This window comes from Bacteroidales bacterium (assembly GCA_035353855.1).
Lineage (GTDB): Bacteria > Bacteroidota > Bacteroidia > Bacteroidales > CG2-30-32-10 > DAOQAK01.
The window spans coordinates 17,987-39,222 of record DAOQAK010000034.1 but is presented as its reverse complement, the minus strand read 5'-3'; the positions used below and the strand labels follow the sequence as shown (position 1 = coordinate 39,222).

General features: G+C 34.1%; 14 protein-coding genes. 10 read left to right on the top strand and 4 right to left on the bottom strand.

Translation table 11 applies throughout. The features are described from left to right. Positions 1-9 precede the first annotated feature (9 nt). Positions 10-1,218 carry a DUF4831 family protein gene (locus PKK00_09815; protein HNW98690.1) on the bottom strand — a complete coding sequence of 403 codons (1,209 nt, stop codon included), beginning with the start codon at positions 1,216-1,218 and terminating at the stop codon, positions 10-12. 83 nt (positions 1,219-1,301) lie between these two features. Then, a complete protein-coding gene (locus PKK00_09810) occupies positions 1,302-2,474 on the bottom strand; it encodes a hypothetical protein (protein HNW98689.1) in 1,173 nt (390 codons plus the stop codon). Positions 2,475-2,628: 154 nt separating this feature from the next. Here PKK00_09810 and PKK00_09805 point away from each other — a divergent pair, with 154 nt between their 5' ends. From PKK00_09805 to PKK00_09790, 4 genes are all read left to right on the top strand, one after another. Further along, on the top strand, positions 2,629-4,812 hold the full coding sequence (locus PKK00_09805; GenBank protein HNW98688.1) for a HAMP domain-containing protein: 2,184 nt from the start codon (positions 2,629-2,631) through the stop codon (positions 4,810-4,812). Further along, the gene (locus PKK00_09800; GenBank protein HNW98687.1) at positions 4,793-5,461 is read left to right on the top strand and encodes a response regulator transcription factor; all 669 of its coding nucleotides are present in this window, start codon (positions 4,793-4,795) and stop codon (positions 5,459-5,461) included. Before PKK00_09805 ends, PKK00_09800 begins: the two co-directional genes overlap by 20 nt. Before the next feature lie 119 nt (positions 5,462-5,580). Further along, positions 5,581-6,318, top strand: a complete 738-nt coding sequence (locus PKK00_09795; GenBank protein HNW98686.1) for a hypothetical protein — start codon at positions 5,581-5,583, stop codon at positions 6,316-6,318. A 35-nt stretch (positions 6,319-6,353) separates the two neighbouring features. Then, positions 6,354-7,601: an ammonium transporter gene (locus PKK00_09790; GenBank protein ID HNW98685.1), complete on the top strand. Its 1,248-nt coding sequence runs from the start codon at positions 6,354-6,356 to the stop codon at positions 7,599-7,601. Between the two features lie 68 nt (positions 7,602-7,669). On the opposite strand, the gene PKK00_09785 is transcribed toward PKK00_09790, so the two are convergent. Then, the gene (locus PKK00_09785; GenBank protein HNW98684.1) at positions 7,670-9,121 is read right to left on the bottom strand and encodes a sodium:solute symporter; all 1,452 of its coding nucleotides are present in this window, start codon (positions 9,119-9,121) and stop codon (positions 7,670-7,672) included. A gap of 93 nt (positions 9,122-9,214) precedes the next feature. Here PKK00_09785 and recR point away from each other — a divergent pair, with 93 nt between their 5' ends. After that, positions 9,215-9,835 carry a recombination mediator RecR gene (recR, locus tag PKK00_09780; GenBank protein HNW98683.1) on the top strand — a complete coding sequence of 207 codons (621 nt, stop codon included), beginning with the start codon at positions 9,215-9,217 and terminating at the stop codon, positions 9,833-9,835. A 38-nt stretch (positions 9,836-9,873) separates the two neighbouring features. Here the strand turns inward: recR and PKK00_09775 are convergent, their stop codons facing one another. Further along, positions 9,874-12,624 (bottom strand): SPOR domain-containing protein, encoded by a 2,751-nt coding sequence (locus tag PKK00_09775; protein HNW98682.1) that lies wholly within the window; start codon positions 12,622-12,624, stop codon positions 9,874-9,876. 139 nt (positions 12,625-12,763) lie between these two features. Between PKK00_09775 and PKK00_09770 the strand changes: the two genes are divergently transcribed. The 5 genes from PKK00_09770 (at position 12,764) to PKK00_09750 (ending at position 21,228) form a co-directional block, all read left to right on the top strand. Beyond that, a complete protein-coding gene (locus PKK00_09770) occupies positions 12,764-13,939 on the top strand; it encodes an aspartate aminotransferase family protein (GenBank protein HNW98681.1) in 1,176 nt (391 codons plus the stop codon). 49 nt (positions 13,940-13,988) lie between these two features. Continuing rightward, positions 13,989-16,970 carry a TaqI-like C-terminal specificity domain-containing protein gene (locus PKK00_09765; GenBank protein ID HNW98680.1) on the top strand — a complete coding sequence of 994 codons (2,982 nt, stop codon included), beginning with the start codon at positions 13,989-13,991 and terminating at the stop codon, positions 16,968-16,970. Positions 16,971-17,133: 163 nt separating this feature from the next. Beyond that, positions 17,134-18,036: a toll/interleukin-1 receptor domain-containing protein gene (locus PKK00_09760; protein HNW98679.1), complete on the top strand. Its 903-nt coding sequence runs from the start codon at positions 17,134-17,136 to the stop codon at positions 18,034-18,036. 22 nt (positions 18,037-18,058) lie between these two features. Continuing rightward, positions 18,059-18,532 (top strand): nucleoside deaminase, encoded by a 474-nt coding sequence (locus PKK00_09755; protein HNW98678.1) that lies wholly within the window; start codon positions 18,059-18,061, stop codon positions 18,530-18,532. 56 nt (positions 18,533-18,588) lie between these two features. Continuing rightward, the gene (locus PKK00_09750) at positions 18,589-21,228 is read left to right on the top strand and encodes an AAA family ATPase (GenBank protein HNW98677.1); all 2,640 of its coding nucleotides are present in this window, start codon (positions 18,589-18,591) and stop codon (positions 21,226-21,228) included. Positions 21,229-21,236: the final 8 nt, after the last annotated feature.

The following is a 21,236-nucleotide window of genomic DNA, read 5'->3' as shown; positions in this document are numbered from 1 at the left end:
TTACAAAGATCAATGATGATGAAAATGTTTTGGTTTTCCTTTTCCCAAAATAATTTTTTTCACTGAACCGGTCTCAGGATAAAGGAATACCGATTTAACATTATTGTTATTCATTTCACTAATCATTCCTAATTGCGAAATCAATATATCGGAAGATGCAATTTGTTTTTCATTTTGAATTAATGAAACACAAGCATTGGCAGGAATACGATAATAAATGCCATGATTTTTTTCTTTCGCATCGGCACGCGATTCATCAAATGATTTAAGAACATCGGTATTTCCTATAGGTTTAATTGCAAGATAAACAGCCTCACCTTTATAATCAGAAGTATCGCAAATACCAAATTTATCAGACATACGGAAAAGCGGAATGTTCGTTTTTCCTTTAACAGGAATATATGTAAAGGAATATTTTTGCGTGTGTTTAACTACCGCACCTGTAAACAAGTTAATATATTCCTTTTCCATTTTTTCAATTTTTTCAACCATATATTGAATAGTTTCTTTGGAATAGTTCACTTCCGAATAACCTGCATACAAATCAATTTTAGCTTCTTCCAGTTTCAAAATTAAAGCAGCAGCTTCCTGTGCTTTTTGTTCAGCAGTTTTGGTAACATAAACTTTTTTAATATTCTTTTTAGTGATTACTGTGGAATCCAGGTTTATCTTTTCAATGGTAGTATCGAAAGCTAAGGCAATATTGGAATTAAGGAATTCGTGTTCATTAAAATATTTGTCATCACCTGCAACAGATGTATCAGGAAAAATATTTTTCAATTCCATATTTTTTTTACAGATACCTGTTATCATACCTTCTTCGCCAAAGTTCAGCGATAATGATTTTCTTCTGATTTTACTGCAATCTATAAAATAATATTGTTCATCATCAGGAATACTTTTACCGCTAAGAGTCAACGATTTTATTGTATAAGAAGTTGAATTTTCTTCAATCACATTTGCAAGCCCCAGGTATTTTAATGCGTATGAAGCATAAGGCCCTTTTATTTTATCCGTTTTTTCAACAGTAACGTTTGCAGTAACAACCGTTTTAGGCAATGAATAATAAATGCCTTTACTTAACAAATCCTTTTTACTTTCCCTGTTATCGGTATTTTCATTTTTCGTATCAATATGTATCACGTTAATTGAAGAAGTACATGAACATACAAGCATCAACATCATAGCGCAATAAAAAACCTGAAATCTTATTCTCATAACTTTATTGTTTGATACAAAAATAAGAAATCTCGTTTCTTTTTAAATAAAAAAAACGAGATTTCTGAAACTTAATTAGTTAACTATTCTGCATCAAGAAATTCTTCAGCATCTTCGTATGCTTCTGTTCTTCTTCCCATAATAGGCAGAATCTTTCCTGTTATAATTCCTGCAACAATAGCGATCAGAATTGTAAGCCCAACACCCGAAAGTTGGCTTTGTATATTAAGTCCGTGTATTATAGGTAAAGCAGCCAAACCACCCATTAACCCGGGAAGCCCGTGCAAATTGGTAACGCCACAGGTATCAATCAGCTTCATCCATTTCTGTTGTTTCGATTGAATTACAGCAAATCCAAACGTAGAAAGTCCCCCTGCAAGAATACCAATAATCATTGCAACAGTATGACTTGCATTGGCACATGTTGAACCAATTGCAACACCACCAGCAAGAGCAGCATTAGCAATATCGGCAATACTGATTTTTTTACGTAATGAAACGGAGAATAAATAGGTAGCTAATGTTGAACCACAAAGTGCTACAATTACGTTTACAACAGTATGAGGCATTTGCTCCGGAGTTACTAAAGCTGCACAAAAGCTTGGCCAAAAAACCCATAATATCATACTCCCCAGCATAGAGTACCGATCACTTGTAGCATCAGATTCGATTGTTTTTTCAAATTCCTGCTTGGTAGTCATTGTAAGCGCTACACCAAGTCCGAAAATAGCTCCGAATGCGTGTATAACTATTGAACCACCGGTATCAACAACAGTTCCGGCTGGAATTAATCCCAACCCTCCACCAAGTACAACCCATTCGTTAAACATATAGAATGGAACAAAAAGCAATCCGAGTAAAATATATTGAGGCATTTTTAATCTTCCCAGAACAGCTCCGGCAGCAATCAATAAACTGGCAGCGCCGAATTCGGCTAATATCAGTTTTTCAATTTCTTCGCTGGCACTGCCAAATATGCCTATTCCTTTTGTATAAAAATATATCGGTATAGAAGCGCTTACCAGTAAAAAAGTAGCAGTTAATGCAGAACGTCCGTATTTCCTGACGAATACCATTAAAAAGCCAAAACCAATCAGCAACATTGCCATAATATGAATGGCACGATTGTAACGCTGGTCATTGATAAGTGCAGGGGCTAAACCACCTGTAGTTACTTCCTGCGCAAATGAACAAGTAGACGAAAGTACCAGCAGCAACATTGCTGTAATACTCCTGAAAAATTTACCAGATTTCATTTAGTTTATAATTAAGTGGAACTATTTATTTTCGTGGCAAATATAAATCATTTGTTCCAATTTAAGTATTTTACTGAAACATATAAGTATTTTACTGAAATTTTATTATCTATTTGGATACTTTCCTGATATTTGTTAATTAATTCATTTTCGAATGAAACTCATTTTTTTCAGAAACTTATCAATAGCAACTAAGCTGATAATTCTATTCCTGATCATGGGAATAGGCTCAACTGTAATCGTTGGTGTTTATTCATATTTTTCGGCAAGTAAATCATTAACCGACCGAACATTTGATCAACTCACATCCATAAGGGTTGTAAAAAAAAACAGGATAGAAGATTTTTTTTCAGACCGGTTCAGGGATATCTATTTATTTGCTCAAACAAGCGAAGTTAAAGAAATGACAACCTTGCCTTATACTAAAAAAACAGAAATTTCAAACAACATATATTCTATTTCTTCTAATGAATATGACCAATTCTTCAATCTTTATATAAAGGCTTATGATTACTATGATAAATTTATTATTACGGATACGTTGAACCATATTATTTATACATCATCTACATCCAACGATTCGCTTCACATTGATAATTTATCAAAGCCCCAATATTCATGTATTAAAATTCTTAATGACTCTTCATCAAAAATCAATAACTCCATTTTCCTTGATTTTCTAAACGACCCTTTCAATCAACATCTTCCTTCTTATTATATATCATCCCCAATTTTAAACAACAAGAAAAAAAAATGCGGATATATTTCATTGCTTATTTCAATCAATGCTATTAATAACATCATGCTTGAAAACAGTAGCGAAAATGGATTGGGCGAAACAGGCGAATCATACTTAGTTGGACAGGATTATTTTTTACGAAGTGATTCCCGTTTTATTCAGAAATCATTAATGAAACAACGTGTTAAAACCACTGCTTCACAAAATGCTTTATCAGGAAAACAGGGAACGGAAATCATTAATGATTACAGAAATATACCTGTTCTAAGTTCTTACAGCAAACTAAATATACACAATGTCAATTGGGCAATTATTGCAGAAATTGACTTGAAAGAAGCAATGATCCCAGTTATGAAAATCAGGAATGATATTTTTTTTCTTAGCACATTACTCATTTTATTTATACTTGCTATAACTTATATCATTGCAAGGACCATCTCTCAACCAATAATAAGGCTTAAAAATGCAGCAATCAAAATAGGTGAAGGTGATTTTAATACAAGAGTAGAAGTTGCGGGAAAAGATGAAATAGGAGCTTTAACAGAATCGTTCAATTCAATGACTGCTAAACTAAAAACCACAACAGAACAATTGCACGAAAGAGAAGAAAGATTAAGACATTTTTATGAAGCTACAACTGATGGAATAATTTTACATGAAAATAACAAACCTATTTTATTAAACAATGCGTTGTCTATCCTTACCGGTTTTACTGAAGATGAGCTGATGAAAAAAGAAATCAGTGAAATTATTTTACCATTAAGCAAAAAAAATAAAATCACCGGTTACCTCAATATTCATGCTTTCGAAGCTTTGTGTATTTCCAACACCGGAAAAAATTTTCCGGTAGAAGTGCAACAAGGACTGGTTGAATACAAAGGAAGAAAAATTAATGCAACAGTTTTAAGAGATATTTCAAAACGTAAAGAAGTGGAATCAGCATTAAAAGATGAACGCGAAAAAAGATTATCTGCACTTATCGACGGACAGGAAATCGAACGCCAGCGCATGTCGCGCGAATTACACGACGGGCTTGGGCAATTTCTTATTGCAATAAAACTAAAACTTGAAAACATTATCAATGCTCAACATGCATCAAAAGATTCATTGCTTGAAGTCCAGGAAATGTTTAATACCACTATTGATGAAGTAAGAAAAATATCGGATAACCTGATGCCCTCTATTCTCAAGGAATTCGGACTCGAAACTGCGCTCAGGAATTTATGTAAACTTATGGGACAGGCATCAAACATAAATATTATTTTCGAATCATTACCATTAAAGAAAAAGCTGGAAGAACGCATCAGTACTTATCTTTACAGGATTTCGCAGGAAGCGTTGAATAATATTGTAAAACATTCCCAGGCAACCGATGCGAGTATTGAACTGTTCGAACTTGGAAATTATATTCAGCTTATTATTAAAGACAATGGCAAAGGTTTTAATTACAATTCACATTACAAAAGTCAGGGAAACGGAATTTACAACATACACGAACGCGTTAATGTTATTGGCGGAACTATTGAAATGAAAAGTAAAAAAGGAGAAGGCACCATAATAGATATTAAAATTCCTTTATATGAACAAAAAGAAAATTAATATTTTCCTTGTCGACGATCATCAAATCGTCAGGGACGGAATAAAATCGCTGTTGCTCGATTCTACAGAAATTGAAATCACAGGCGAAGCCAGTTATGGCAAAGAACTCATGGAAAAAATCGAACTCATAAAACCTGATGTAATTCTTATGGATATTTCTCTTCCCGATATTTCAGGAATTGAACTTACCCGACAAATCACAAAGCAATACCCCGAAATTAAGATTGTTATTCTTTCAATGTACACACAGGAAGAATTTATCACAAATGCTATAGCGGCAGGTGCCAAAGGTTACCTTCCTAAAAATACCACACAACAGGAACTTTTTAATGCAATTATGGCAGTTCACGCCGGGAAAGAATATTACAATGAATCGGTGTCAAAAATAATTCTTGAAAATTATATTTCCACAGTAAGAAAATCTAATGAAACAAATGCCGAAGATGAAAAAGAAAATTTATCGGGAAGAGAGAAACAAATCTTAAAACTTTATGTTGAAGGATTAAGCAACCAGGAAATTGCCGACAAATTATTTATCAGCATACGCACTGTTGAATCGCATAAAAATCATATGATGCAGAAGCTTGGCGTAAAAAGCACAGTTGAACTTGTAAAATATGCTATCAGGAATAATATTGCCGAAGCATAAGCTACTATCAGTATAATACTGATTATCCTTTCCGAATTTCTCTTATTTATTTTCAGTATCCGCTCGATTGCAGGAATAATTACTGCTTAATAATTTCGTAGTCAAAATTATTCCATAATATGAAAAAATTTATTCTATTATTTTTTTACTTAACTATAGCGAATTTTTATTTAAATGCACAGGAAAACGAAAAGGCAAAATCGAAAATCAATATTTCTACAGATATTGTCAGTCGTTATATTTGGCGTGGGCTTGATTATGGAACAGCTCCAAGTATACAACCAACATTTGCATATTTAAAAAGTGGTTTTGAATTGGGAATATGGGGAGCATTCAATACTAAAGGCACATACCATGAAGCAGATTTATACGCAAAATATACCTTAAAAAATTTCACCATTGCATGTACGGATTATTTTATTCACAATGAAACTTTCCCGAACAATACACATTATTTTAAATATGATTCAAAAACCACTAACCATGCAATAGAAGGTTCATTACAATATAAAGGCACTGAAAAATTTCCGATATCGGTATTAGCAGCTGCCTATGTTTACGGCAACGACAGAGCATGGGGATATGATGCAGAAAAAGATTCTACACTTGAAAATTATTATTCATCCTATTTTGAATTAGGTTATACATTAAAATGTAAAGAAAATACTTTTGATTTGTTTATGGGCATGACACCGGCAGCCGGAGCATATGGCAACACATTCGGTGTAGTGAATCTTGGTGTAACAGGATACAGAACCATTGAATTTACAGATAAATTCACATTGCCCGTAAAAGCTTCTGTAATTGCCAACCCACAGGCAAGCAATTTATATTTTGTAATTGGATTCACTTTATAAAAAAATAAAATCAGTAACAATTTAAATTTAAACTTATGTTAGCAAATATTTTATTAGATGCAAGCATCCTCGAACCGGGTTCAACCGGGTTTATGCTTTTGGCCACAAGCCTTGTAATGCTTATGACTCCAGGGCTTGCTTTTTTTTATGGTGGTTTAGCTACCAAAAGAAATATTCTTGGTATCATGATACAAAGTTTTACATCATTGGGATGGACAACCGTATTGTGGGTAATTTTTGGATATTCTCTTTGTTTCAGTGGCGGACAAGGCGGAATTATTGGCAATTTTGATAAAGCTTTTTTAAACGGTGTTACTCCAAGTTCGATGTATACAAATGGGAAAATTCCCGAATTTGTTTTTATCGCATACCAGATGATGTTTGCAATCATCACTCCTGCTCTTATTACCGGGGCATTTGTAAATCGTGTAAATTTTAAAGCATACTTTTTATTTTTAACAGTATGGCAGGTTCTTGTTTATTACCCTTTTGTTCACATGATATGGGGTGGTGGTTTATTAGCAGAATGGGGTGTTCTTGATTTTGCAGGCGGTATCGTAGTTCATGCTACAGCAGGGTTTGCAGCACTTGCAGCTGTATTTTATGTAGGAGCCCGCGTTGATAAAAATTCCACACCTAACAGCATTCCTCTTGTTGCTATTGGCAGTGGACTTTTATGGTTCGGATGGTACGGTTTCAATGCAGGTAGTGAAGTTGCCGTTGATACAGTTACATCATTAGCATTTCTTAATACCGATATAGCAGCATCCTTTGCAACCATGTCATGGTTATTCATTGAATGGTCGCGTGAAAAAAAACCAAAATTCATAGGATTACTTACCGGTTCAATTGCCGGGCTTGCTACGATTACACCCTGTGCAGGGTTTGTTCCTTTGTGGTCTTCGCCCATTATCGGGATTGTTGCAGGCGCCACATGCTATCTTGCTGTACAATTTAAAAATAAAATGAAATGGGATGATGCTCTTGATGTATGGGGTGTACATGGTATTGGTGGAGTATTAGGAACAATTCTTCTTGGAGTATTTGCATCACAAACTGTAAATGCATCAGGTACCGATGGTTTATGGTTTGGCAATATTTCGTTTTTCTGGAAACAAATTATTGCAGTAGTTGGAGCTTCAATATATGCTTTTATTTTTACCTATCTTATGTTAATTATTATAAATGCAATTACTCCTGTAAAAATTTCTGAAGAAACAGAAAAGATAGGTTTGGATATTGCACTACATGGGGAAAAAGCTTATGATGAAGGAGCATTATAAAAAATAAACAGTTTTAGTTTTGGTCATTAAGCGCGCCGGGGAACCCGGCGCGCTTGCTTTTTATTCATTTACTTATTTTTCTTCACTAGTATAAGTAATCCAAAGAATGTTAGCGCTCCATTTATAATCAATAATTCAAATCCCATTTTATAACCACTAAAAAGAACTTCGGAATAAAGACTTAGAAAATAACATAATAATGGCGACAGGATTGCAACAATCCAAACATACTTGTCTTTCACTGAAAATTTCGTGAATAGTCCAAACGAGAACAACCCAAGCAACGGTCCATAAGTATATCCGGCAGCAGTATAAATGGCATTAACAACAGCTTCATTATTCAGCGCCCTGAATATTAAAATAACAATCAATAATATTGTGGCAAAACTCATATGAACCATATAGCGAACTTTCTTTTTCTGTTTCTCATCTAATTTGCTTTTGTCTTTGAATCCAAGAAAATCGATACAAAAAGAAGTAGTGAGTGCTGTTAAAGCCCCGTCAGCGCTGGGATACGCTGCTGATACTAATCCAACCATAAAAATCAATCCTGCCAAAGGGCTTAAATAATTAAAAGCAATAACAGGAAACAGGTCATCAGTTTTCTTCGGAATAGCAATGCCTTTGGAATTAGCATACATGTATAGCACTGCGCCAAGTGTAAGGAACATCAGGTTCACAAAAACTAAAATCCCGCTGAAAGTGAACATATTTTTTTGTGCTTCGCGTAAATTCTTACAACTGATATTCTTCTGCATCATCTCCTGGTCAAGTCCTGTCATAACAATAGCAATGAACGCTCCGCTTAAAAATTGTTTCAGAAAAAAGTTTTTACTGTGCCAGTCGGTTTCTGCAATCCTTGTGTAGCCTGCATCACTAATCTTAGAAAAAATATCACCCAAACCTAATCCCAGTTCATTTGAAATAAAATAAATCGACATGAATACACCAAGCAACATGAATGTCGTTTGCAATGTATCTGTCCAGATAATCGTTTTTACGCCACCTTCAAAAGTGTATAAAATTATCAATGCTATAAATATCGCCACCACTAAACCAAATGGAACTCCCCAGTGGTCGAAAACAAAAACCTGTAAAACATTTACCACTAAAAACATCCGGAACGATGCGCCAACAACTCTTGATAAAAGAAAATAAAATGCTCCAGTTTTATACGACCAGAAACCAAAACGCTTATTCAAGTATGCATAAATAGATGTAAGGTTTAATTTATAATAAAGAGGCAAAAGAATGGTTGCAATTACAGTATATCCAATCAGAAAACCAAACACCAGACCCAGGTATGTAAATTGTTGTGAGCCTACCAATCCGGGCACCGACATAAATGTAACGCCACTCAGCGAAGCGCCAATCATTCCGTATGCAACAACATACCATGGCGAAGATTTATTTCCAACATAATACGAATCGTTGTTCGCTTTGCGCGACGTGAGCCATGTTACAAAAAAAAGTAAAATGGTATACGCTATAAAACAAAGTAAAATATAAACAGGTTTCATAGTTGTGAATGTGAAGCAAAAATAATTATTCTTTTCAGGCTTTGTCAGTGCAAACAAAAAACATATTAACTTTGCATTGTAAATAAATTTAACGTGTACAATTTCCCTTCAAAATTAGTTGAGAATGCGGTAAACGAGCTGTCGAAACTTCCCGGCATAGGCAAGAAAACAGCGTTACGACTGGTGTTGCACATGCTCAAGGAAGAAAATAATTACAGCACTGCTATAGGTGAATCTCTGATTCGGTTGCGAAAAGAAATTACTTATTGTACATCATGTCATAATATTTCCGACTCTGAAACTTGTTTAATTTGTGGTAATCCGCAGCGCGATCATGGAGTCATTTGCGTGGTAGAAGATGTTCGCGATGTAATGGCTATTGAAAACACAAATCAATACCGGGGCATATATCATATTCTTGGCGGCATCATCTCGCCTATGGACGGCATCGGTCCCGGCGATCTTACTATTCAATCGCTGATTGATAAAGTTTCAAAAGGAGAAGTGAAGGAAGTAATCATGGCGCTTAGCGCTACAATGGAAGGCGACACCACCAATTTCTATATTTATAAAAAGCTAAAAGAATTCAACATCACCATTACTACCATTGCCCGAGGCATTGCTATTGGCGATGACCTGGAATATACCGATGAAGTTACTTTAGGTCGCTCGCTGATTAACAGAACTCCTTACGAAAATTCGCTGGTTAGGTAACATTTTAAATGTTTAATGAATGGAGAATTTTATGCTAATCATTTTTTTTCATAAATCCAGGCAGAAGGATTAAGCATACGTTGAATAACTTTAAGCTGGGTTAAAGCAGCATCCATAGAATCGAAAACTTTATAGTAAACTAAAAATTCACCTTTTTCATTTTTACCTGCAACACCTGCATCTTTAAATCCTTTTTGAGTTAAAGCTATTGCTGCATCTTTCGCTTCCTGCTCTGTTGGATATGAAGCAGCAATTACAAAAATATTTTTTTCAATTATTTTTACAGTATCCTTTTGCATAACAGCTGTATCTTTCTTTATAACAGCAGTTGCTGGTTGCTCGGTTTGTAGTTGTTCAACTTTAGGTTGTTCTGATACAACAGGTTTTTCGGTACTTACTTTAGGCTGTTCAATTTTGGGTTGTTCTATTTTAGGCGGAACAGTTGTAGGCTGAGTTGTAGTTACTGGCTTTGCAGTTGCCGCTTGTTTTGCTACGGTATCGGTCTTAACAACATTCGTTACAGGTTTAGTAATGGGTTGAACCGTTTTCGGCGGAACAGTTGTGGGCTGAGTTGTGTTTACTGGTTTTGCAGCTGCTGCTTGTTTTGTTACAGTGTCTGTTTTAACAACATTCGTTACAGGTTTAGTAATGGGTTGAACCGTTTTCGGCGGAACAGTTGTGGGCTGAGTTGTGTTTACTGGTTTTGCAGCTGCTGCTTGTTTTGTTACAGTGTCTGTTTTAACAACATTCGTTACAGGTTTAGTAATGGGTTGAACCGTTTTCGGCGGAACAGTTGTGGGCTGAGTTGTGTTTACTGGTTTTGCAGCTGCTGCTTGTTTTGTTACAGTGTCTGTTTTAACAACATTCGTTACAGGTTTAGTAATGGGTTGAACCGTTTTAGGCGGAACGGTTGTGGGCTGAGTTGTAGTTACAGGTTTTGCAGTTGCTGCTTGTTTTGCTACGGTATCAGTTTTAACAACATTCGTTACAGGTTTAGTAATGGGTTGAACCGTTTTCGGCGGAACAGTTGTGGGCTGAGTTGTGTTTACTGGTTTTGCAGCTGCTGCTTGTTTTGTTACAGTGTCTGTTTTAACAACATTCGTTACAGGCTTTTCGTTATTTACTTTTGGTTGTTCTGTTTTGGGTTGAATAACAGTTGTTGGTTTTGTAGTTTCCGCAACAGGTTTTGTTCTCGTAGTATCAGTTGTTTTAGGCTGTGAAGGTTGAGTTTTAGCTTTAGCTTTACTTGTAAAATCAGTAAAAAAATCACCTTTCTTTTGTAATAATTTTGAAGATGTATACGATTTTTTAATTATCTTGTAATCAGCTACAGCACTTTCAAAATCATCATATCCTTTTATGCTCACGCGCCACATTCCTGAACTGTTCTTTCCCAGGATCTGCGCATCAGTATATCCTTTTTCAACAAGTTTATCTATTGTTTCCTGAGCCAGTTTCTTTGTTTTATGTGAACTTACAACAATGTAATAATCCTTCTCTTCAACAACATTGGTTTTTGACTTCTTATTTTCTTTAGCCTTTGTTTCTTTTAAAACAGTTGTTTCAACCTTTTTATTTTCTGCAACTTTTTCTTTCTTGGGATTTTCTTGAGTTTTAACTCCTGTTTTATTTTCATTCTTTTTTTCAGGCTCAGTCTTTATATTTTCATTTTTAATTTCTTCCTTGGATTTTTCAGCTACGACATTTTCCTGTTTCTTTATATCAGCAACTTTATTTTTTTCTTTTTTGAGTTCTTCTTTTTTAATTGTATCAACATTAGCAGTTACAGGCTTTTCAGAAGTTTTAATTTCCGGGGTTTTTTCATCCTGCACATTTTCATTTTTCTTTTCAGCTTCTTTTTTCTGTTTTTTTTCTGCAATTACTTTTTCATTTTCAATATTTTTCTTTTCTATTTTCTTTTCTTCAACAACTTTTATTTCTTTACTTTCAATAACATTTTCTTTTTTGTTTTCTGCAATATTTTTCTTTTCTTCAGTTACTTTAATTTTTCCCTTTTCTTTATTTGATTTTTCAGCAATTAAAGCAGTGGTATCCATTACAGGATTTACCCAATCTACATATTCTTTCTTTTCACCAATTTTATATAAAAAACTTATTGCTATATAACTATACCTGTCGTTATAGGAATCCTCAACTTTCCATGCATCCAGCTTATCGGTTGTTGTCAAATGAAGTGTGAATTCCATACCGATATCAATTTTAGGATCGGCTTTAAATTTTACTCCAACACCAACAGGAAAAACCATATTGGTCATTTTCTTTTCTTTAGTTGTTCCAAGCGAATCCCATCCGTATCCTATTACATAATTATCTTCATCGAAAGAATACACTCTTGACCTGTATCTAACCCATCCTGTACCCAGGAATAAATATGTGTTGATCAGTTTTTCTTTTTTAGGATAAAGTGAAATAAGATTATTTATATTCACTAAAGCAGAAACAGAATATTCACTGAATTTTGAGTTAAAGTGAAGATTCAAATTAGGCGTGGAACCCGATAAACCTCCTAAAAGAACATTCCCTCTTACACCAATAATATGATTAAAATTTTTTGATACTTCAAATGCAAAACCTGAATTTGCTTTTTTGTATTGATTATCGGTAGAATATTTTAACTGCCTTACATCGCCATAGAACGGAATGAATCCGAATTTAATACCGGCAGAAATGGTATTATAATCGGATGGACCAATTTTCTGAGCGCTTAATTTTGAAAGATTTATTCCAAAAATAAACGGGATAAATATGATTAAGAAAAACTTTTTCATCCTTCTTAAGATTAGATACAAATATACAAATATAAACTAAAAAAGTTATACCATGAAACCCACAAATAATATTTCAACGAATTCACTGTCATTATAATTATATAATTCATATTTTTATTGCTTGATAAAAAAGAAAAACATGACACAACGCGAATTATTCTTTCGTCATCTTGCACAAACCAGCGAAAGTCCACTTGCTATTGAAATAGAAAAAGCCGAAGGAATTTATTTATATGATAAAGATGGCAAAAAATATATCGACCTGATTTCCGGGATTTCTGTAAGCGGCACAGGGCACAGGCATCCGGCAGTCATTAAAGCCATAAACGAGCAACTTGAAAAATATTTACACCTTATGGTTTATGGAGAATACATTCAAGCGCCTCAAGTGCAACTTGCGAAAAAACTAAGTGAAATTTTACCCGAATCTTTATCATCCGTTTATTTTGTTAATTCAGGAAGCGAGGCTATTGAAGGTGCCCTGAAACTCGCAAAACGCTTTACCGGAAAAGGTGAAATCATTGCTTTCAAAAATGCTTATCATGGAAGTTCGCACGGCTCGCTGAGTGTGATGGGTTGTGAAGATTTTAAACAAGCGTATCGTCCGTTGCTTCCCGATGTTCGTTTTATCGAATTCAATAATATCAAAGATTTGGAATGTATCTCTCAAAAAACCGCTTGTGTACTTGCCGAAACGATACAAGGCGAAGCTGGAGTAATTATCCCCGATAACAAATTCATGAAAGAACTTCGCCGGAAGTGCACCGAAACCGGCACGCTGCTTATACTCGATGAAGTACAGGCAGGAATGGGTCGCACAGGAAAAATGTTTGCATTTGAACACTATGGAATAATTCCCGACATACTTACACTTGCCAAAAGCCTGGGTGGAGGAATGCCCCTGGGTGCATTTATTTCTTCGCAGGAAATAATGAAAAGTTTAACGAACAATCCCATACTCGGGCATATCACCACATTTGGCGGACATCCTGTAAGTTGTGCTGCTGCATTAGCTAACCTGAATTTAATACTTGATGAAAAGCTTTATATAAAAGCAAAACAAAAAAGTGAATTATTTTTAAAGCTATTGAAACATCCAAAAATAAAGGAAGTCCGGGCAAAAGGATTATTAATTGCTGTTGAACTTGCTGATGCAAAAACCAATCAAAAAGCCATTTCAAAATGTATCAAAAACGGAGTGATCGCCGACTGGTTCCTTTTTGCTCCGCACTGCATGCGCATTGCGCCACCACTTATTATTTCTGATGAAGAAATTAAATTTGCTTGTGAAATAATTTTGAAAACGTTGATATAAAAAACCAAAAAGATTTACATTTGAAAATTAGTAAAAAGTCAATTAAATAATGAAACAAACATTTGAAACTGCTTTTGAACAAATAAAGAAACTTGTTGAAGATTTCAAGGCAAACGAGAAATATTATTTGTCGAAGGATTACCAGGAAGCAGAAGTTCGCAAGGATTATATTGATAAATTTTTTATTGCACTAGGATGGGATGTGCAACATGACACACAAAAGAATCCTTATGAACAGGAAGTAAAAGTTGAAAAAGGAGTTTTAGTAAAAGGAGCGCAAAAGCGTGCAGATTATTCGTTTTCGCTTGCACCAAACTACAGAGAGCCCAAATTTCTTGTTGAAGCAAAGAAACCAGCGAGAGATTTGAAAAACGCTGATGATTATTTCCAAACCATACGTTATGGCTGGCACAAACAAACTCCACTTGGAATATTAACCGACTTCGAAGAATTTCATATTCTTGATTGCCGATATGGCGCTGATATTAATAACGCATTAAAGAAATGCTATAAAGAATATCATTACAGCGATTATATCAACGAAGAAAAGTTTGCAGAAATATACTGGTTGTTTTCGCGCGAAGCTGTTGCAAATAATTCCATAGAAAAAATTGCAGAGATCTTGCCTAAACATAAAGGCAAAGCAGCAGGAAAAACAATGCTTTCATACGAAACAAGTCAAACTATTGATGATGCATTTTTACTTGAAATTGATATTATACGTGAAAAGCTGGCAAAAGCCTTTAAAAAAAATGATGATGGATTAACCAGCGAAGAACTTACCGAAGCAACACAAAAAACCATCGACCGACTTGTATTTATCCGTTTTCTTGAAGACAAATTAATTGAGCCGACACATTACATCAGCTACCTTGGCGACAAAGGAAACACATGGGAAGATTTTATTAAGCTTTGTCGCAGGCTTGATGCTAAATATAATGGCGTTGTGTTTAAAAAACATTTTATTGATGAACAAAAATTTATCGGTGCTGAAGAAAACGAGTTTTTAAAAATATGCAAAGGAATAAGTCATTTGAATTCCCGCTTTCTTTTTAATGAAATTCCTATACATATTATAGGTTCAATTTATGAAAGGTTTTTAGGAAAAGAAGTTCATGCAACCGATAAAAGAGTACAGATTGAAGAAAAGCCTGAAGTACGCAAAGCGGGTGGAGTTTATTACACACCAAAATATATTGTCGACTATATTATAAATAATACCATTGGTAAATTAATTGAAGGAAAAACTCCCGAGCAAATTTCGGAAATGCGATTCGCTGATATTGCCTGTGGTAGTGGAAGTTTTTTAATTGGCGCTTACGAATGTTTATTACAATATCATACTAAGTTTTATAATGAAAAACTAAAAGGCAAAACAGCAATTGATGGCAGAAGCGAAGGCTATGGCTTGTGCGAATACCGCGATGGTCAATGGAATTTAACACTAAAGAAAAAACAAAATATATTACTAAGCAACATTTACGGCGTAGATATAGACTACCAAGCCGTAGAAGTTACTCAGTTAAGTTTGTTTTTAAAATTACTCGAAGACGAAACCATAGGTAGTACGCAAAACAGGCAGGATGTTATGTTTAGTAAAGTACTGCCAGACCTTTCAAAAAATATTATTTGCGGAAACTCATTAATTGGCAGGGATATTTTAAAACAAAACCCTTCTATTACAACCGATGAAGAACGAAAAATTAATCCTATGGATTATGAAACCGCTTTTCCCGAAGTATTTAAAAATAAAACGGAGAAAGGATATATCTTCATCCCTGATGTTGGCATTGATGAAGAACGGGATAATGATACAAACGAGGTGAACGACCCAATGATTCCGTTTAAAAGAAAAATTAAAGGTGGTTTTGATGCGATTATCGGAAATCCACCATACGTTAATTTAGTATCTATTCCTGAAATACAAAGAAATTATTTTCAAAAGAATTTTAGGACATGTAAAAATAAAAGTGATTTATATTCATTTTTTATTGAGAAAGCTTTAAATATTGTAAATGATAATTCTTATAAATTTGGTTTCATAGTACCTCATACATGGCTTGCTACCGAAAGTTTTTCATTGCTTCGTCAAAAATTACTAAATGAAAAAGCGATTGAACAAATTGCAGAAATGGGATTTAAAGTTTTTGAAAAAGTTATTGTAAGCACAATCATATTGATTTGCTCAAAAAATAATAAAACCATCAAAGTATTAAATAAGGATTTTTCTAAAAGATTTGAGATAAAATCCGATGAATGGATTAATGATAATTTTCAAATTGACTTAGAATGGAATAATGAAAAGAGCGGCATCTATGAAAGATTAAAATATAATACAGAATCATTAGATAAGATAATACAATTTTCAAGAGGAATAAAAACCAGTGATGATAAAAAATTTATTTTAAAAGAAAAGCAAAACAATGATTGTTATAAAATATTCAGAGGCAGGAATATTAAATCATACCAATTGAATTGGGATAATGAATATATTTGGTACCGACCAGATTTAATGAAAGAAAAAGTTGGCTGTCTTCCTCATTCAAAAACATTTTTTGAAGTACCTGAAAAATTAATAACACAAAGAGTTAATAGTTCAATGCAACTTCTAGTTGCTTATGATAATGAAAAAAATTATTTTCTCGACACAACAAATGTTACAAGATATGAAACTTGGGATAAAAAACATTCTTTAAAATATATTTGCGGGCTTTTAAATTCAAAATTATTAAACTATTGGTATTGCAATAAGTATAAGATGCCTACAATTGGATTATATGAATTACATTCTATTCCAATAAAAACTATTGATTTCTCTATAAAATCCGAAAAAGAAAGACACGACCATACCGTTACTTTAGTTGAACAAATGCTTGAAAGCAAGAAAAAATTTGCAGAAGCAAAAACCGATAAAGACAAAAACTTTTACGAACAAAAATGTAAATCGCTCGATACGCAAATTGATAATCTGGTTTATGAACTTTATGATTTAACAGAGGATGAAATTGCCATTATTGAAAATAAAAAATAAGCGATTCATGAACACCTTAATAAAATATAATTTGTGAATAAATAAAAATTGTAGAAAATAAATAATATACCGTCCCTACGGGACTTGTAATAGTGTGTTGTAGGTTTTTTATAAATATTAAGTCCCTAACGGGACTATAGTTAATTAAAATTGTGGAGGGGAAATGATACCAAGAGATGAAATATTAAATTACTTAGATAAGTATGGAGACATAAAGAATAAAGAGGATATTGAAATAATTTTAGACCGGATAAATCGCTCTATTCAAATATTTATAATAGTTATAAAAGATTTGGAGCAAAAGGGAATCATTAAGTGTGATAATTTTTATCTTACACCAGGTGAACAAAGCGGGTATTTGCTTCCGTTAAGTTTAGTCAATCTAAAAATATTTTTGACAGAAAAAGGAAAGGAGTGTATTAAAAGAGAACTTAAAAAAATTGGCAACAGTGGTTTTGGTTTTGAGAGTAAGTTGTTAGATAATATTCAAATTGATAAAACAAGCCTTAATATTCCCTTTTTTCAAAGTTTAAGTTTTGAAGAATTAAAAAAACAATTGGCTGGCAAATTAACGAGAGATACAAAATTAGTTTATTATATTTTAACAGGAAAGCAAATAAAAGATGAACCGCTTACTGTTTTTATTTCTTATTCTTGGGATGATGATAATAAACAACATAAAAGGTGGGTAAAATCTATTGCTGACAAACTTGTTCAAAAAGGTAAATTCAAAGTAATTTTAGACCAAAATGATTTTCATGCTGGTATGCCTATGTTTGAAACTATGAAAAGCTCTATTATAAAAGCAGATAAAGTATTAGTTGTTTTTACATCTACATACAAACAAAAAGCCGAAAATAATAAAGGTGGTGTTGGGTATGAATTTTCTGTTTTGAAAGAGGATTTATTTAAAAGAGTTTCAAATGATAAGTATATACCAATTCTTAGGTTAGGTGAAAGAGAAGAAAGTATTCCAAAGTTTATGGGAGATTACTTTGATTATGATGCAAGAAAAAGACTTCAAATATCAAAACTAATAAAAATAATACGGAGTGATAAAATTTAAAATCGTTCTATAAAAAATTAATATGTCATACGAATCAAAATTCATGGCACAGGCCATCCGTCTTGCAGTCGATAACGTGAAATCAGGTAATGGCGGACCTTTCGGTGCAGTGGTCGTGAAAAACGGAGAAGTTATCAGTACAGGAGTCAACAGTGTTACGTCATCAAACGACCCTACGGCTCATGCTGAAGTAATTGCCATTCGCGAAGCCTGTAAAAAATTAAATTCATTCCAGCTTGATGATTGCGAAATTTATGCAAGCTGCGAGCCTTGCCCCATGTGCCTTGGCGCAATTTACTGGGCACGTCCGGTAACACTATATTTTGCAGGAACAAAGAAAGATGCCGCCAATATTGGTTTTGACGATTCATTTATTTATGAAGAAATAAATATTCCATATCAAAAAAGAAAAATCATCACAGAACACATTGAGCATCCTGAAACGCTTGCACCGTTTATTGAATGGAAAAATAAAGTAGATAAAATCAAATATTAAGTTAAAAGATTTTCGTAATTTTCACTTTCATATCAATTCTTCACAAAAAAGAATTTATGGCAGACAAAAAACCAACCAGCAACCAAAAATTTAAATTCAAAGAAATAAAAATATATGGCGCTGATGAATGGATGATCGATAGCACTAAGAAATATCGTCGTGTGTACGACAAACAGGAAGCTACATACATAAGCGCTGAACTTTCTTTTTACAATAAATTTTTTGATGAAGAATCATGGGAAGCCAAACTTTGTTTAAAAGCTTTCTCATTAAATGGAAAAGAAAGAAATGAATTATGTAAACTTGAAGAAGTTCGCACCATAAAACCCGAAGATAACATTGTATATTACCGTCAGGGCTGGGGAATGGAAAGCATAGGCGCATACTGGGGAAAAGGCAATTACGAATGGGAAGCATATATTGACGATGAACCTGTAGGTACTCAAAAATTCTATGTTGAAGATGTAGGTTTGGTAACATCAGAAAATAATCCGTATTTCACAATTGAATCATTAAAGTTATATCCTGCTTACAGTGATAACATCGATCAGGGTAAACGTAAATACCTCACTAAATTCAAAAGAAGCGAAACGCCTTATGTATGGCTCGAAATGTCATACAAGATAAAAACCAGCAAGGATTGGTTTTGTGAATTTTTCTTTAACTTTCTTGATGATGCAGGCCAGCTAAAAGGCAGGTGTGATTCACTTAAATATTTTGAAAAAAACAACCAGGGCAATGTGTTTACAACTACCGTAGGTTGGGGAAGCGACAAAGCAGGCTCATGGAAAGATAATGCTTACCGCCTTGAAATCGTTTTCATGGATACACTTGTAGCTTCAATCACTTTTGAAGTGGGCGATGAAGAGGTTGAAGGAATCAAAGATGTTAACACAACAAGTGACAATACAGCATCTTCAACTTCAAGGCAACAAGTTAATAAACCTGTTCAGGATGAGCTTACACTCGAAGCTGTAATGAAGCAACTTGATGAACTTATCGGGCTATCTGAAATAAAAAATAAAATTCACGACCACGTCAAATACCTTGATTTTATTAAGCTTCGCAAAGAGAAAGGTTTATCCGACAATGAAAAAATATCGCTGCATAGCGTATTTACCGGCAATCCGGGAACAGGAAAAACAACGGTTGTAAACCTTCTCGGAAAGATTTATTGCAAAATGGGCTTGCTTTCAAAAGGTCATGTTCTTGAAGTTGACCGTGCCGACCTTGTTGGAGAATTCATCGGACAAACAGCGCCAAAAGTAAAAGCAAAAATTAATGAAGCTCGTGGTGGAATTCTTTTTATTGACGAAGCATACATGTTATACCGTTCCGATAATGATTCCAAAGATTACGGAAAAGAAGTCATTGAAGTTCTCATTAAAGAAATGTCGGATGGGCCGGGTGATATAGCAATAATGGTTGCAGGCTATCCTGAAGAAATGGAAAAATTCCTTGAATCAAATCCCGGGCTTCATTCTCGCTTCAGTTACTATTTTCATTTTGAAGATTATTTACCGGAAGAACTTTTGCAGATTGCCGATTTTGCCTGCAAGAAGCGCAATACAACACTCACCGATGATGCGCGAAATTATATTAATGAAATGCTCATTGAGGCGTATCGCAATCGTGATAAGACTTTTGGAAATGCCCGCTACTCCTATTCTATTATTGATGAAGCAAAAATGAATTTAGGCTTGCGTTTGATGAATCACCCGAATATCAAGGAACTTCCAAACGAAACTCTTTCCACGATAGAAAAAACGGATGTTGAAAAAATATTCCTTGCCAAACAAAAAGCAAAAGTAAAACTTAAGGTAAATGAGAATCTGCTGAAGGAATCGCTTCTTGAATTGAATGAGCTTGTAGGCATAAAGAATATAAAAGAAGAGATTTATGAGTTGATAAAACTTGTTCTCTATTATCATGAAATAGGCAAAGATGTTCTGAACAAATTCTCGCTGCATACTGTATTTACAGGTAATCCGGGCACCGGCAAAACAACTATGGCCCGTATCATTGGTAAAATATATAAGGCTCTTGGCTTACTTGAACGTGGACACGTTGTGGAATGTGGACGCGACGGGCTTGTTGCAGGTTATATCGGACAGACTGCTTTAAAAACCAAAGCAAAGATTGATGAGGCAAAAGATGGCGTTCTGTTTATTGATGAAGCATATGCCTTATCAGACGGCTCAGATAACGATTTCGGGAAGGAAGCTATCGAAGTGATCTTAAAAAATATGGAAGACCTGCGCGGACAACTTGCTATTATTGTTGCAGGCTATCCTGACAATATGAAAAAATTCCTTGAATCGAATCCCGGGCTGAAATCAAGGTTTGACAGGACTTTTCAGTTTAATGATTATTCACCAGAAGAACTTCTTGATATTTTTAAAACTTTGATTGTAAAAGAAAATCTGAAACTAAATACAGAAGCTGAAGAACACCTGAGAAAATATTTCACTATTCTTTACGACTCGAAAGATAAATATTTCGGAAATGCACGAACGATAAGAAATATTTCAGGTGAAGTGATAAAACACCAGAACCTTCGTATGGCTGCAATGCCCTCAGAACAAAGAACACCTGAAATGATTTCCGCCATTATAATTGATGATGTAAAAGAATATGAAATCGTAGCACAAAAACAGGAAAAAACTTCGATGGGTTTTAAAATTGGAAATAGCTGATAAATTCA

Bases quoted from the DNA above. Each gene is read 5' to 3' on its own strand.
- PKK00_09815 (HNW98690.1), bottom strand. From the start codon at position 1,218: ATGAGAATAAGATTTCAGGTTTTTTATTGCGCTATGATGTTGATGCTT.
- PKK00_09810 (HNW98689.1), bottom strand. From the start codon at position 2,474: ATGAAATCTGGTAAATTTTTCAGGAGTATTACAGCAATGTTGCTGCTG.
- PKK00_09805 (HNW98688.1), top strand. From the start codon at position 2,629: ATGAAACTCATTTTTTTCAGAAACTTATCAATAGCAACTAAGCTGATA.
- PKK00_09800 (HNW98687.1), top strand. From the start codon at position 4,793: ATGAACAAAAAGAAAATTAATATTTTCCTTGTCGACGATCATCAAATC.
- PKK00_09795 (HNW98686.1), top strand. From the start codon at position 5,581: ATGAAAAAATTTATTCTATTATTTTTTTACTTAACTATAGCGAATTTT.
- PKK00_09790 (HNW98685.1), top strand. From the start codon at position 6,354: ATGTTAGCAAATATTTTATTAGATGCAAGCATCCTCGAACCGGGTTCA.
- PKK00_09785 (HNW98684.1), bottom strand. From the start codon at position 9,121: ATGAAACCTGTTTATATTTTACTTTGTTTTATAGCGTATACCATTTTA.
- PKK00_09775 (HNW98682.1), bottom strand. From the start codon at position 12,624: ATGAAAAAGTTTTTCTTAATCATATTTATCCCGTTTATTTTTGGAATA.
- PKK00_09770 (HNW98681.1), top strand. From the start codon at position 12,764: ATGACACAACGCGAATTATTCTTTCGTCATCTTGCACAAACCAGCGAA.
- PKK00_09765 (HNW98680.1), top strand. From the start codon at position 13,989: ATGAAACAAACATTTGAAACTGCTTTTGAACAAATAAAGAAACTTGTT.
- PKK00_09760 (HNW98679.1), top strand. From the start codon at position 17,134: ATGATACCAAGAGATGAAATATTAAATTACTTAGATAAGTATGGAGAC.
- PKK00_09755 (HNW98678.1), top strand. From the start codon at position 18,059: ATGTCATACGAATCAAAATTCATGGCACAGGCCATCCGTCTTGCAGTC.
- PKK00_09750 (HNW98677.1), top strand. From the start codon at position 18,589: ATGGCAGACAAAAAACCAACCAGCAACCAAAAATTTAAATTCAAAGAA.